This window comes from Salinibacterium sp. NSLL17 (assembly GCF_015864935.1).
In the GTDB taxonomy this organism is placed as follows: Bacteria; Actinomycetota; Actinomycetes; order Actinomycetales; family Microbacteriaceae; genus Rhodoglobus.
Window position 1 is genome coordinate 1,846,857 of the sequence record NZ_JADYWH010000001.1, and the last position, 13,340, is coordinate 1,860,196.

11 protein-coding genes are annotated in these 13,340 nt (G+C 59.5%); 2 read left to right on the plus strand and 9 right to left on the minus strand.

The features are described from left to right. Window positions 1–7 precede the first annotated feature (7 nt). Both I6E51_RS08970 and I6E51_RS08975 read right to left on the minus strand, forming a co-directional pair. Window positions 8–1,378, minus strand: coding sequence for a class II 3-deoxy-7-phosphoheptulonate synthase (locus tag I6E51_RS08970; RefSeq protein WP_307783887.1), 1,371 nt, complete (start codon window positions 1,376–1,378; stop codon window positions 8–10). Between the two features lie 141 nt (window positions 1,379–1,519). Beyond that, window positions 1,520–2,203, minus strand: a complete 684-nt coding sequence (locus tag I6E51_RS08975; RefSeq protein WP_197105512.1) for a 1-acyl-sn-glycerol-3-phosphate acyltransferase — start codon at window positions 2,201–2,203, stop codon at window positions 1,520–1,522. 161 nt (window positions 2,204–2,364) lie between these two features. Between I6E51_RS08975 and I6E51_RS08980 the strand changes: the two genes are divergently transcribed. Next, window positions 2,365–4,188, plus strand: a complete 1,824-nt coding sequence (locus tag I6E51_RS08980) for a long-chain fatty acid--CoA ligase (RefSeq protein WP_197105511.1) — start codon at window positions 2,365–2,367, stop codon at window positions 4,186–4,188. A 141-nt stretch (window positions 4,189–4,329) separates the two neighbouring features. Here the strand turns inward: I6E51_RS08980 and I6E51_RS08985 are convergent, their stop codons facing one another. The 3 genes from I6E51_RS08985 to I6E51_RS08995 form a co-directional block, all read right to left on the minus strand. Further along, the gene (locus tag I6E51_RS08985; protein ID WP_197105510.1) at window positions 4,330–4,821 is read right to left on the minus strand and encodes a peptide deformylase; all 492 of its coding nucleotides are present in this window, start codon (window positions 4,819–4,821) and stop codon (window positions 4,330–4,332) included. A gap of 4 nt (window positions 4,822–4,825) precedes the next feature. Continuing rightward, complete coding sequence (locus I6E51_RS08990; RefSeq protein ID WP_197105509.1) at window positions 4,826–6,151, minus strand: MinD/ParA family protein; 1,326 nt, start codon at window positions 6,149–6,151, stop codon at window positions 4,826–4,828. A 108-nt stretch (window positions 6,152–6,259) separates the two neighbouring features. Then, on the minus strand, window positions 6,260–9,664 hold the full coding sequence (locus tag I6E51_RS08995; RefSeq protein ID WP_197105508.1) for a pyruvate carboxylase: 3,405 nt from the start codon (window positions 9,662–9,664) through the stop codon (window positions 6,260–6,262). Between the two features lie 121 nt (window positions 9,665–9,785). On the opposite strand from I6E51_RS08995, the gene I6E51_RS09000 reads away from it, so the two are divergent. Continuing rightward, complete coding sequence (locus I6E51_RS09000) at window positions 9,786–10,592, plus strand: ParA family protein (protein WP_197105507.1); 807 nt, start codon at window positions 9,786–9,788, stop codon at window positions 10,590–10,592. Between the two features lie 78 nt (window positions 10,593–10,670). Here the strand turns inward: I6E51_RS09000 and I6E51_RS09005 are convergent, their stop codons facing one another. The 4 genes from I6E51_RS09005 to I6E51_RS09020 all read right to left on the minus strand — a co-directional run bounded on the left by I6E51_RS09005 (window position 10,671) and on the right by I6E51_RS09020 (window position 13,281). Further along, entirely contained in the window at window positions 10,671–11,219 is a 549-nt protein-coding gene (locus I6E51_RS09005; protein ID WP_197105506.1) for a MerR family transcriptional regulator, read from the minus strand. Between the two features lie 225 nt (window positions 11,220–11,444). Continuing rightward, complete coding sequence (locus I6E51_RS09010) at window positions 11,445–12,143, minus strand: MerR family transcriptional regulator (protein ID WP_197110010.1); 699 nt, start codon at window positions 12,141–12,143, stop codon at window positions 11,445–11,447. Then, window positions 12,143–12,652, minus strand: coding sequence for an FHA domain-containing protein (locus tag I6E51_RS09015; RefSeq protein ID WP_197105504.1), 510 nt, complete (start codon window positions 12,650–12,652; stop codon window positions 12,143–12,145). Before I6E51_RS09015 ends, I6E51_RS09010 begins: the two co-directional genes overlap by 1 nt. A gap of 44 nt (window positions 12,653–12,696) precedes the next feature. Next, window positions 12,697–13,281: a CDP-alcohol phosphatidyltransferase family protein gene (locus tag I6E51_RS09020; protein WP_197105503.1), complete on the minus strand. Its 585-nt coding sequence runs from the start codon at window positions 13,279–13,281 to the stop codon at window positions 12,697–12,699. Window positions 13,282–13,340: the final 59 nt, after the last annotated feature.

Here is a 13,340-nt window from a genome sequence, read left to right on the forward strand (position 1 = left end):
AGTGATGCTAGAAAGCGCGAAGCTCCTCGGCTACCAAGAAAGCGAGTTCAAGCGACTGCATGTGGTTGAGTCGCGGGTCACACAGCGACTCGTAGCGAGTTGCGAGAGTAGCCTCATCGATCTGCTCTGAACCGCCCAGGCACTCCGTGACATCGTCGCCGGTGAGCTCAATGTGGATACCGCCGGGGTAGGTTCCCGCAGCGCGGTGCGACTCAAAGAAGCCCTTAACCTCATCAACAACGTCGTCAAAGCGACGTGTCTTGTAGCCAGTGGGTGTGGTGAGCCCGTTGCCGTGCATCGGGTCGGTGATCCACAGCGGCGTCGCGTCCATCTCCTTGATGGCCTCAAGCAGCGGCGGAAGCGCATCGCGAACCTTGCCAGCACCCATGCGGGTAATGAAGGTCAGACGGCCGGGCTCGCGCTCAGGGTCAAGCTTGTCGATGAGCTGCTTCATGGTCTCGGGCGTCGTCGTCGGACCGAGCTTGACGCCGATCGGGTTACGCAGTCGCGAGAAGTAGTCGATGTGAGCACCATCGAGGTCGCGCGTGCGCTCCCCGATCCACAAGAAGTGGGCGCTCGTGTTGTACGGCGTGCCAGTGCGCGAATCAATGCGCGTCATCGGACGCTCGTAGTCCATGAGGAGACCCTCGTGACTCGAGTAGAACTCGGTGCGCTTGAGCTCGTCGAAGTCAGCGCCTGCCGCCTCCATGAAGCGCACAGCCTTGTCGATCTCTTTAGCGAGGCTTTCGTACTGGCGATTCGCCGGGTTAGCAGCGAAGCCCTTGTTCCACGAGTGCACCTGGCGAAGGTCAGCAAATCCACCCTGCGTGAACGCACGGATGAGGTTCAGTGTCGACGCTGCGGTGTGGTAACCCTCGACCAGACGGGCGGGGTCAGCAGTGCGAGACTCCGGCGTGAAGTCGTAACCATTAACGATGTCGCCGCGGTAGGCCGGCAACGTCACGTCGCCGCGCGTCTCAGAATCACTCGAGCGAGGCTTAGCAAACTGGCCAGCCATGCGGCCCATCTTCACGATGGGCTTCGAAGCGCCATACGTGAGGACTACAGCCATCTGCAGAATTGTCTTAACACGATCACTAATCTGCTGCGCGGTCGCGCCCGCGAAAGTCTCGGCGCAGTCACCGCCCTGCAGCAAGAATGCCTCACCCTGAGCTGCGCGCGCGAGGCGCGTACGCAGACGATCTACTTCGCCCGCGAAAACGAGGGGCGGCAGCGACGCAATCTTGCTGGAGGCTTCGCCAACGGCGTCGGCATCCGGCCATTGCGGCTGCTGCTTGATGGGGAGGGTGCGCCAGTTGTCTAGCCCCGCAAGCACGGCGGGATCAGCGAGCACGACTGGTTCTGACGGGTCGACCACGAGGAGTTTCCTTCATACAATTACTGCGAAAATGAACGGGTTTGTGACCCACTACGAGCCTACCGGCACAAGTGGGTGCTGAGTGTCACCGTTACGGCACTGCCCCACGGTGAGGTGTTGCACCACATAACCGACCGGCTGCTACCGGCGAGCGGCGCGATCCTTCACTGATGTTGCGTAGACATCGACGTACTCTTGACCGCTGATGCGGTTGAGTTCATACATGATCTCGTCGGTAATCGAACGAAGGATGAACCGGTCACCCTCCATCCCTTCGAAACGGCTGAAGTCGAGGGGCTCACCGAACACAATTCCGATGCGGCCCATACGAGGGATCTTCGTGCCGATCGGCATCACTTTTTCGGTGTCGATCATGGCGACGGGAACAACAGGCACGTGGCCTTCAAGAATCATGCGTGCGACGCCGGTGCGGCCGCGATACATTTTTCCGTCGGGGCTGCGCGTTCCCTCGGGATAGATGCCGAGCACCTCTCCGCGAGCCAACACGGCTAAGCCCGTGTTCAAGGATGCTTCTGATGCTTTTCCGCCGGAACGGTCGATCGGCAACATGCCCGTGCCATTGAAGAAGGCACGCGAGAGCCAGCCCTTGATGCCTCGGCCAGTGAAATAGTCACTCTTGGCGAGAAAGAAGATGCGGCGGTCCATGATGAGCGGCAAGAACACCGAGTCGATGAACGACAGATGATTGCTAGCCAGAATGACGCCACCCTTGCGCGGGACGTTCTCCAGACCGGAAACCCACGGACGGAAGACGGTCTTCAAGATGGGACCGGCAACCAGATTCTTCATAAACCAATAGAACATGGCACCTCAATTCCTCGTCGCGGGACTCCCCACTCTACCGTTTGCCGGAACGTACCCCACAAACGGGTGCAAATTTTCTCCCGCGCCAATGCGCACGTGGTTAGGCGTGCCTGACCTCGCTAGAGTGGAGTAGACCACCTACCGGTGCCAAAGGAGTTGCCGTGAAACAGTTTGATGTACCAGCCATAGTTGAGGCTGACCCGGAAGCAAACGCTACCGATCTTTTGATGGATCGCGTTGCGGCCACACCCAATAACGCGTTGTTCTCGCTCCCCACCGCCAATGGTGGCTGGAGCGATGTGACTTCGTCAGAGTTTCTTACCCAAGTGAAAGCCCTGGCCAAGGGACTCGTCGCTGCTGGCATTGAGCCCGGCGACAAAATTGGCCTCATGTGCAAGACCCGCTACGAGTGGACGCTCATTGACTTCGCGACTTGGTTTGCGGGCGCAGTGCTCGTGCCAATTTACGAGACCAGCTCGCCCAGCCAGATTCTGTGGAACATCACGGACTCCGGCGCAACAGGGATGATCACGGAAACGCCCGATCACTTCGCACGCTTCGACGAGATTCGTGCCGACGTGCCGGGCATCGCCAATCTGTGGCAGATCGATTTGGGAGACCTCGACAAACTCGCCAAGTCGGGTACCGACGTCAGTGACGACGAGATCGAACGTCGCCGCAATCTGGCCAAGGGCTCCGATCTCGCGACGCTGATCTACACCTCGGGAACTACTGGAAAGCCCAAGGGCTGCATCATCACGCACTCCAACTTTGTTGAGCTGTGCCGCAACTCGCAAAAGGCGATCCCCGAGGTCGTTAACCCCGATTCGAGCACGCTGCTCTTTATTACGACAGCGCACATCTTTGCTCGCTTCATCTCGATCCTCTGCGTCCACGGCGGCGTCAAGGTCGGCCACCAGCCTGACACCAAGTTGCTGCTGCCCTCGATGGCGTCGTTCAAGCCGACGTTCCTCCTGGCTGTGCCGCGGGTATTCGAGAAGGTCTACAACTCTTCCGAGCAGAAGGCCGAAGCTGGCGGCAAGGGCAAGATCTTCCGCAAGGCTGCCGATGTCGCGATCGCACACTCGAAGGCGCTGGATGAAGGACACGTGCCGCTGGGGCTCAAGATCCAATTCGCTGTCTTCGACCGTCTCGTGCTCTCCAAGATTCGCGCAGCACTCGGCGGGCGCGTTAAGTACGCGGTCTCCGGATCCGCGCCTCTCGGATTGCGTCTCGGTCACTTCTACCGCAGCCTCGGCCTCACGATCCTCGAGGGTTATGGGCTCACCGAGACCACCGCGCCGATTTCGGTGAACAAGCCGTCCAACTTCAAGATCGGCAAGGTCGGCCCGCCGCTCCCCGGCGTTTCGGTGCGGATTGCCGAAGACGGCGAGATTCAGGCCAAGGGCGTGTGCGTCTTCGAGGGGTACTGGAACAACCAGGCTGCCACCGACGACGTCTTTGAAGACGGGTGGTTCAAGACCGGAGACATCGGTCAGTTTGACGAAGATGGATACCTCGAGATCACCGGTCGCAAGAAGGAAATCATTGTGACCGCCGGCGGCAAGAACGTTGCTCCCGCAGCACTCGAAGACCCCATCCGCGCAAACCCGATCATCGGCCAGGTAATCGTCGTGGGTGAACAGCGTCCGTTCATTTCGGCCCTTGTCACTCTTGATGAAGAAATGCTGCCCGTGTGGCTCGCCAACAATGGGCTCGACGCAACCTGGACGTTGGAGCAGGCGGCGAAAAACCCCGCCGTCCTCGCGGAAGTCCAGCGTGCGATCGACGTGGGAAACTCCCGCGTCTCTCGTGCCGAGTCGATTCGTAAGTTCCACATCCTCGATGCGGACCTCACCGAGGAGAGCGGTCACCTGACGCCCAAGATGAGCATCAAGCGCAATGTGATTCTGGCTGACTTCGCCGATGTGATCGAGTCACTGTACTCAAACTCGCCGGCGACAGAAGGAATCTCACTGAAGTAGCACGACAAACGTTGAAGGCCCCGTCATACGCAAGTATGGCGGGGCCTTTGTCGCGTAGATCCCCCCCACAGCATGCGCTAGCGGGCGCACTCGATTACACGCCCTTTCTCTAAACGAGAGGGCGCGTGACGCGGGTGAGGTTTAGTACCAGGGTGCCTGACGGATAGCGCGCATCGCTTCGCGCTTAGCCTCAGGTTCGAGGCCCTCGATATACAAATGGCCATCGAGATGATCCGTCTCGTGCTGCAGCGCCTGAGCCATAAGCCCTTCGCCGCTGAGCTCAACAGGCTCGCCCGCGAGATCGACTCCGGTCACTCTGGCGAAGGGATAGCGGCGACGCAGGAAATAGAAGCCGGGCACAGATAAGCAGCCCTCATCCACCAGCTCCGACTCCCCCGAGACTTCGGCAAGCACCGGGTTGATGATGTAGCCGATATCGCCATCGATGTTGTAGCTGAATGCGCGCAAGCCGACGCCGATTTGGTTAGCGGCGAGCCCGGCGCGGCCGGGCAGCTTGACCGTCTCAATGAGGTCGTCGATGAGCGCAGCAGCACGGGCATCACCGATAACAATGGGATCGCATGCTGAGCGAAGGACGGGATCGCCAAACAGGCGAATCTCACGAACAGCCATAGTGTCAGTTAGCCCGAACTGCGGGAAGACCATCCATGACAACCGCCGCGAGTTCGCGAGCAGCAGCCTTGGTCAACCGGTTGAGGTCACGGTAGTGAACGACCGATCCCGTAGCCAAGCTGGGGTCGTAGGGCACGCGAACGATCTCACGAACGCGCGACTTGAAGTGAGCCTCGATCTCCTCAAGCTTCACCAAGTTGGTGCCCTGAGTGGCGGTGTTGATAGCCACGACAGCATTCTTGACGAGATCTTCGTGCCCATTGGATTCGAGCCACGTGAGAGTCTCTGATGCGAGACGCGCTTCGTCGACGCTGCCACCGGAAACGATGACAATCGAGTCAGCACGCTGCAGCGTTGCCCGCATCACCGAGTGAACAATTCCGGTTCCACAGTCAGTGATGGCGACCGAATAGAAACGTTCGGCCATATCGGCAACGACGTTGTAGTCGTTTTCGTCAAATGCTTCTGACACGTGTGGGTCAGTGTCGGATGCCAAAACGTCGAGACGAGTCTCGTCACGAGACACCACTGTTTGGAATTCGCTAAACGTGTGGAGCGACTCTGCACGCATCACGACATCGCGAACCGTTGCACGGGTTTGCTTATCGATTCGCTCGGCAAGCGTCCCGCGGTCGGGGTTGGCGTCGATCGCAATAATGCGGTCCTCGCGGGTATCTGCCAACGCCATTCCAAGAAGGGCTGTGATGGTGGTCTTACCGACCCCGCCCTTGCGGGTGAGAACAGGGACGAAACGCGTTCCACCGACGAAAGTCTTGGTAACACGAGCCTCAAGAGCCTTGCGCTCTTTCACGCGGTACGAATCGCCGAGGTTTACAAGATGGAACGTCGCAGCGTAAACGAGTTCTTGGAAGAATCCCTCGGGTGCTGCGGTGCGATTCTTCTTGCCAGGCTTGATGAGGCGCTCAGCGGTCAGCATCGTCGCCGTCTCTGGCGTCGTCGCGCGAACCTCGGTGCGCTGGCGACCGCGACGAGTCGTCGGGCGGTCTGCCGGTGGAAGCTCCGGAATAACAGCCACCTCGGGCACGGACTCGGGCGGGATAGTCACGACCGACTCCGGCGCAAACGTAATTGTGGTGGTTGCCATGGTTGCGACATCCACTTGATGAGCGTTGACAGCAACGTCGTCGATCGCCACGGCAGCTTCATGCTCGGGCGTCTCGCGAACAGCGACCGGCAGCGAGAGCGTGAACGTCACGTTATCGGGGTTCGGAGCCTGCTCGACTGTCGACTCCTTCGCATCGTGATCGGTCGACGTATCGCGCTCGTCGACGGACGGCTGCACATCAGGTTCATTGCGCTTCGTAGTCACGTATCGATCCCCTCCAGAAAGCAAACACACCACTTTACCGCGTTAACGAGCGAGACGTGACCGATGTGCTTACAACGATCACGTCCCTACCCTACAAACTTCTGCGGATTAGCTGGGTTCGATTTCCACAAGCAAGTCGCCGCCGTCTACCTGCTGCGTCTTCGGAATGGCCAATCGCTTGACCGTTCCTGCAACGGATGCCGTGATTGCGGCTTCCATCTTCATCGCTTCGATCGAAGCCACAGTGTCGCCAACGGCAACGGTTGCGCCCTCTTCTACCTGCAACGTGACAACGCCGGAGAACGGTGCCGCGACGTGGCCAGGCTTAGACGCATCAGCCTTCTCAGCCGCAGTCGAGTCGACCTTGATGCTCTGATCGCGAATGAACACCGGACGCAACTGGCCGTTGAGGGTCGCCATTACTGTGCGCATACCCTTCTCGTCAGCTTCACCGATCGCTTCGAGACCGACGAACAATTGCACGCCCTTCTCGATCTCGACAACGTGCTCGTGACCCTGCTGGATGCCGTAGAGGTAATCCTTGCTATCGAGGGCCGACAAGTCTCCATAGGTTTCGCGAGCCGTCTCAAAGATCTGGGTGGGACCAGCGAACAGCAACCGGTTGAGCGCTGAGCGTCGTTCCTGAGGTTCGCCATCGAGCGCGGCCTGATCGTCAGCACTGATTTCCTCAATGCCGATCTTGACGTTGCGCCCCTTCAGCACCTTCGAGCGGAAGGGCTCAGGCCAGCCACCGGGCAGTTCGCCCAACTCGCCAGCCATGAAGCCAATCACCGAATCAGGGATGTCGTACTTGTCGGGGTTCTCTTCGAAGTCGGCAGGATCGGCGTGCGCCGCTGCTAGAGCCAGCGCAAGGTCACCGACGACCTTCGACGACGGGGTGACCTTCGGCGGACGGCCGAGCATCTTGTTGGCCGCAGCGTAAAGGTTCTCAATTGTCTCGAACTGGTCAGCGAGACCCAGCGCAATCGCCTGCTGACGCAGGTTCGACAGTTGACCACCAGGGATTTCATGGTGGTAGACCCGCCCTGTCGGACCGGGAAGGCCCGATTCGAACGGCGCGTAGGCGTGACGCACTGCCTCCCAGTAGGGCTCAAGATCGGAGACGGCGTCAAGCGAGATGCCCGTGTCGCGTTCGGTGTGGGCGAGAGCCGCGACCAAAGCCGACATGGATGGCTGGCTAGTCGTTCCTGCCATGGGAGCGCTCGCGACATCCACTGCGTCTGCGCCGGCACGGGATGCCGCCAGCAGGGTAGCCAGCTGGCCGCCTGCCGTGTCGTGAGTGTGAACGTGCACTGGAGCATCGAAACGCTCACGCAAGGCCGTTACAAGCTTCTCAGCGGCTTCCGCCCGCAAGAGACCAGCCATGTCCTTGATCGCGAGCACATGGGCGCCGCTCTCCATGATCTGGTCGGCAAGCGTGAGGTAGTAGTCGAGCGTGTAGAGATCCTCATTCGGGTCAAGCAAGTCACCCGTGTAGCAGAGGGCAACTTCAGCAACAGCAGTGCCCGTGTTCAGCACAGCATCGATCGCCGGTCGCATCTGCGAAACATCGTTGAGCGCGTCAAAGATGCGGAAGATATCGACACCGGTATCAGCGGCCTCACGCACGAAGGCATCCGTAACTTCGGTCGGATACGGCGTGTAGCCAACCGTATTGCGACCGCGCAACAGCATCTGGATCGCCACGTTCGGCAGAGCTTCGCGCATGGACGCGAGACGCTCCCACGGGTCTTCAGCGAGGAAGCGCAGAGCGACGTCATACGTTGCTCCACCCCATGCTTCGACCGAGAGCAATTCTGGCGTCATGCGAGCGACGTGTGGCATTACCGCGACAAGGTCACGAGTGCGCACTCGAGTGGCGAGCAACGACTGGTGGGCGTCGCGGAAAGTGGTTTCGGTCACGGCAAGCGACTTCTGCTCGCGGAGAGCCGAGGCGAACCCGGCCGGGCCGAGCTCCAACAAACGCTGACGCGACCCCGCCGGAGCTTCTACCGAAAGATCGACCTCGGGCAGCTTCAATTGCGGGCTGATGATGCCAGCGCCATCGCCATTGGGCTGGTTGACCGTCACATCGGCCAACCACGTGAGGATCTTTGTTCCGCGGTCCTTGGAGCGATGCGAGTTGACGAGCCACGGGCGCTCGTCAATGAACGCGGTGCTCAAATCGCCCGCAATGAACTCGGGGTCATCGAGCACACCCTGAAGGAACGGGATGTTCGTGGTCACTCCGCGAAGGCGGAACTCAGCGAGTCCACGGCGGGCGCGACGCACAGCCGAGGCGAAGTCGCGTCCACGGCACGTCATCTTGACGAGCATCGAGTCGAAGTGCGGAGAAATCTGCGAACCAGCAGAAACCGTTCCACCATCCAGACGGATGCCGGCGCCGCCAGGCGAGCGGTAGGTCGTGATTTTGCCGGTGTCGGGTCGGAACCCGCTGGCCGGGTCTTCGGTCGTGATGCGGCACTGCAGCGCCGCTCCACGCAGCTTGAGCTCGTCTTGACGCAGCCCCAGCTCGTCGAGGGACTCCCCAAACGCGATTCGCATCTGCGATTGCACGAGGTCAACATCGGTGACTTCTTCAGTCACCGTGTGCTCAACCTGGATGCGCGGGTTCATCTCGATGAAGACGTGCTCGCCCTTGCGCTCCCCCGCCGTGTCGAGCAAGAACTCGACTGTGCCGGCATTGACGTAGTCAATTGACTTCGCAAAAGCGATCGCATCGCGGTACATCGCTTGACGCGTGTCTTCGTCGAGGTTTGGTGCCGGTGCGATCTCGACAACCTTCTGGTGACGACGTTGAACCGAGCAGTCACGCTCGAACAAGTGGATGGTGCCGCCATGGGCATCAGCGAGAATTTGGACTTCGATGTGGCGAGGGCGAACAACCGCCTGCTCAACAAACATCGTGGGGTCACCGAAAGCGCTGTCAGCTTCACGCATCGCCTCTTCGAGGGCGCCGCGCAAATCTTCCTTCTTCTCGACACGGCGCATACCGCGCCCTCCGCCGCCAGCTACAGCCTTGGCGAAGACCGGGAAACCAATCTCGTTGGCACCCGCGATGAGTTCATCGAGATCGGTGCTGGCCGGAGTTGACTTGAGAACGGGAACTCCCGCTGCAATTGCGTGTTCCTTGGCCGTGACCTTGTTGCCGGCCATCTCAAGCACCCGGGTCGGCGGTCCGATGAAAGTGATTCCCGCTTCCGCCGCTGCGCGAGCGAGGTCAGGATTCTCCGAAAGAAAGCCATAACCGGGGTAGATCGCGTCGGCGCCGGATTCTTTGGCGACGCGAATAATCTCCGAAACATCGAGGTATGCGCGGACAGGATGCCCCTCCTCACCGATCTGGTAAGCCTCATCAGCTTTCAGACGATGAACCGAATTTCGGTCTTCGTAAGGGAAAACGGCCACAGTTCTTGCCCCGAGCTCGACAGCCGCACGCATTGCGCGGATAGCAATCTCACCTCGGTTGGCAACGAGAATCTTCTTAAACATTCGGTCCTTCCTGACAAAAACCAAGCCTAGAGTGATTGAACTCTGGCAGTTTCCTCAAGGGTGCGCAAAAGTTGGCGGTGTTTTAGGTTTCTTAACAGTAGTGAAGGTATCGTCGTTACTCGTGCACGTACTTAGCGTTAGCTCCCTCAAGGGGGGCGTGGGAAAGACGACCGTCACGCTTGGGCTCGCTTCGGCAGCTTTCGCTCGCGGTCTTCGAACTCTCGTCGTCGACCTTGATCCCCAGTCCGATGTTTCGACCGGAATGGACATTGATGTCGCCGGTCACCTCAATGTGGCTGACGTGCTCGCGTCTCCGAAGGAGAAGATCGTGCGTGCCGCGATCGCGCCGAGTGGCTGGACCAGGGGCCGTCCCGGCAAAGTGGATGTGCTGATCGGTTCACCGTCCGCCATCAACTTCGACGGACCGCACCCCAGCATCCGCGATATTTGGAAGCTTGAAGAAGCCCTTGCCAATGTCGAAGCCGACTACGACCTCGTGCTCATTGACTGTGCACCGTCTCTCAACGCGCTCACCCGCACCGCGTGGGCTGCCAGCGATCGTGTAGCGATTGTTACCGAACCCGGCCTGTTCTCCGTTGCGGCTGCCGACCGAGCCCTCCGCGCGATTGAAGAAATCCGCCGCGGACTCTCCCCTCGCCTTCAGCCGCTCGGCCTCATCGTGAACCGACTGCGTTCGCAGTCGCTTGAGCACCAGTTCCGCATCAAAGAACTACGCGACATGTTTGGACCGCTCGTGCTGTCGCCACAGCTCCCCGAGCGCACATCGCTTCAGCAGGCACAGGGTGCCGCGAAGCCGCTCCACGTGTGGCCAGGCGAGAGCGCTCAAGAAATGGCGCGCTACTTTGACCAGCTCCTTGATCGCGTCATGCGTGCGGCACGCATGGGCGAATACAGCAACGGCCAGTAGCGCACATTCGGCTTCACCGAAGCCGGCGTAAGGCCGCGGCTGTTATGGCGAGCCCGAAGAGGCTCTGGCGAGCGCTGTCTAGGAAGCGCGGGATGCGCGGCGCTTAGCCAACTCATCCATGGGGTCTTCACCCTTGACCGTGTCGAGGTCGATGAGGCTTGTTTCGACTTCACGCAGGACCTTGCCTACGGCGATGCCAAAGACACCCTGGCCGCGGCTGACGAGGTCAATAACTTCGTCGTTTGACGTGCACAAATAGACACCGGCACCGTCACTCATCAGAGTGGTCTGCGCGAGGTCGTGAATGCCTGACTCACGAAGTTGGTTGACGGCGATACGGATCTGCTGAAGCGAGATTCCCGTGTCGAGGAGACGCTTAACAAGTTTGAGCACCAAGATGTCGCGAAAGCCATAGAGTCGCTGCGAACCTGACCCTGCCGCGCTACGGACAGTGGGTTCAACGAGCTGGGTGCGAGCCCAGTAATCGAGCTGACGATAGCTAATGCCGGCCGCACGGGCAGCGACGGCGCCACGGTAGCCAGAGTTGTCGTCGAGGTCTGGCATTCCATCGGTAAAGAGGAGCCCAAGATCGTAGCGTGACTCTTCGCTACGGTTCACTTCACTCATGGCTTTGCCCCTTTAGTTCTGATTGATCAGCACGAAAACAACGAACCTTCATGTTGAAGTTGACGCTTAATGTTTCGTGTTACCCCACGGTAGTCACGCCCACTGCCTCTATCAACGACATTCGCAAAAAATCGGCGGCGTGTCGGAATCAGTCGGGTAAAACTGGGCCAACCTCGCGAAACCGCGTTCGGTGCGAGCCGAAAAACGGTCAACAGATCGACCGTACTACGAATCCAACCGACTGAGTGCGGATCGGATAAGACTGCTTCGAACAATCTCCAACTGGCCCGCAATTTCTCGCGCCATCTCCGCAGCACGTGCTCGACTTGACGCATCCTTGCGACGAGCAACCGGCATAAGAGCACTCTCGATAAGCCCCAGCTCCCGCTCTGCCGCCGCGCGGAAGCCACGAAGGTGTCGTGGCTCAATACCGCTGCGTTGGAGCTCTACAAGCGACTTGAGAACCGCAAGGGCATCTTCACCAAAAACATCGGAGGCAACAATGAGAGACGACGAAATAGCATCGCCCAACAGCATGGGGCTGGCGCCGGCTTCGCGGATCAGCTCATCGCGCGTGAGCTTGCGCTCGGCCGACAACATGGACGCGGCAGCAACCGCCCCGCCAGGCAGCTCAGGAGTGCGCCCGGCATCCATCTCTTCTAAATAGCCACGAATGACCTTCAGCGGAAGATAGTGGTCACGCTGCATCGTAAGAACGAAGCGCAAGCGCTCCATGTCTGCCGCAGAAAACTTGCGGTAACCCGAAGCAGTACGCGCCGGGGACACCAACTTGCGCTCTTCAAGAAAGCGCAGTTTTGAGGGAGTTAGATCAGGAAACTCAGGACTGAGCTTGGCGAGAACCTGCCCAATGCTCAGAAGCGCTGGTGCAGGAGTTGAACGCGTTTGACGCGCGACCCCAGCCACTAATTACCAGCCGCTGGCGCAAGATCGCGACGCGAAGGATAAAACGTGAGCTTGTACTTGCCGATCTGAACCTCAGCGCGGTCGCGAAGAACAGCAGTGGACTCAATGCGGTCGCCGCCAAGATAGGTGCCGTTGAGCGAGCCGAGGTCTTTGACCTCGAAGGCTGTGCCCGAACGCAAAAACTCGACATGGCGACGGGAGACCGTGACATCGTCAAGGAAAATATCGGCCTCAGGGTGACGGCCCACCGTGGTGACGTCAGCATCTAAGAGGAAACGGGCACCCACATTCGGGCCGCGACGGACAATCAACAGCGCAGACCCCGAAGGCAAGGCCGCGATCGCGTCTTGCTCGTCGACGGAAACGTCAACACCCATAGCAGCTACCTGCGCCGCGAACTCGTGACTGTACGTAGCAGTGGTGTCGATCCGCTCGACAATAGGCTGCGCGGACGTCTCATTTGCCGACTCTACGTCGGCGCCGTGACCATTATTCATTGACTCAACCATCGCAAACCTCCCTGACTGACCAGCGTATCGGATCAGAACACAACTCAGACCCTCGGAAGACGAGAAATACGGACGGATTGCGCAACATAAATGAAGCCAGCCCACCAATACAAGAACGCGCCCCAGAGCGCGAACGCCCACCCGATTGGATCAGTGACCCCGGCGATAGCCGGGAAAGCTTGGCCCAGCATCAGAATCGGCAACGCATAGAACAGTGCCGCCGTGGCAACTTTGCCCAAATGGTGCACCGGTAGCGGGCCAAAACCGTAGTTCGCCGAGATAATTCCCAAAATCACCAGCATGATGTCGCGCCCGACGATAACCAAGAACATCCACCAGGGGATGACGTCGCGCGCGGCGAGACCAATCAACGCGGCAAAAATAAACAGTCGGTCGGCCGCCGGATCAAGCAACTGGCCGAGCCGCGTGATTTGGTTGAAACGACGAGCAATCACGCCATCGAGGTAGTCGCTCAGACTGGAGAACACAAGAACGATCAAAGCCAACGCGTCTTGGGCAGAAATGATCAGATATAAGAAGACCGGAACCAACGCGAGCCGGATGAAGCTCAAGACATTGGGCACAGTCCACACACGATCGCTGATCTCGGGTGAACTACGGGTGGCCACCTTCTGAGTCTAGCCAGCATCCGCACGCAAAATGCCGCGAATGCAACGCAAACTTGGCG

Excerpts from the sequence above, each read along its gene's own strand:
- I6E51_RS09005 (WP_197105506.1), bottom strand. The coding sequence starts at position 11,219 with ATGAGTGAAGTGAACCGTAGCGAAGAGTCACGCTACGATCTTGGGCTC.
- I6E51_RS08985 (WP_197105510.1), bottom strand. The coding sequence starts at position 4,821 with ATGGCTGTTCGTGAGATTCGCCTGTTTGGCGATCCCGTCCTTCGCTCA.
- I6E51_RS08975 (WP_197105512.1), bottom strand. The coding sequence starts at position 2,203 with ATGTTCTATTGGTTTATGAAGAATCTGGTTGCCGGTCCCATCTTGAAG.
- I6E51_RS09015 (WP_197105504.1), bottom strand. The coding sequence starts at position 12,652 with ATGGTTGAGTCAATGAATAATGGTCACGGCGCCGACGTAGAGTCGGCA.
- I6E51_RS08995 (WP_197105508.1), bottom strand. The coding sequence starts at position 9,664 with ATGTTTAAGAAGATTCTCGTTGCCAACCGAGGTGAGATTGCTATCCGC.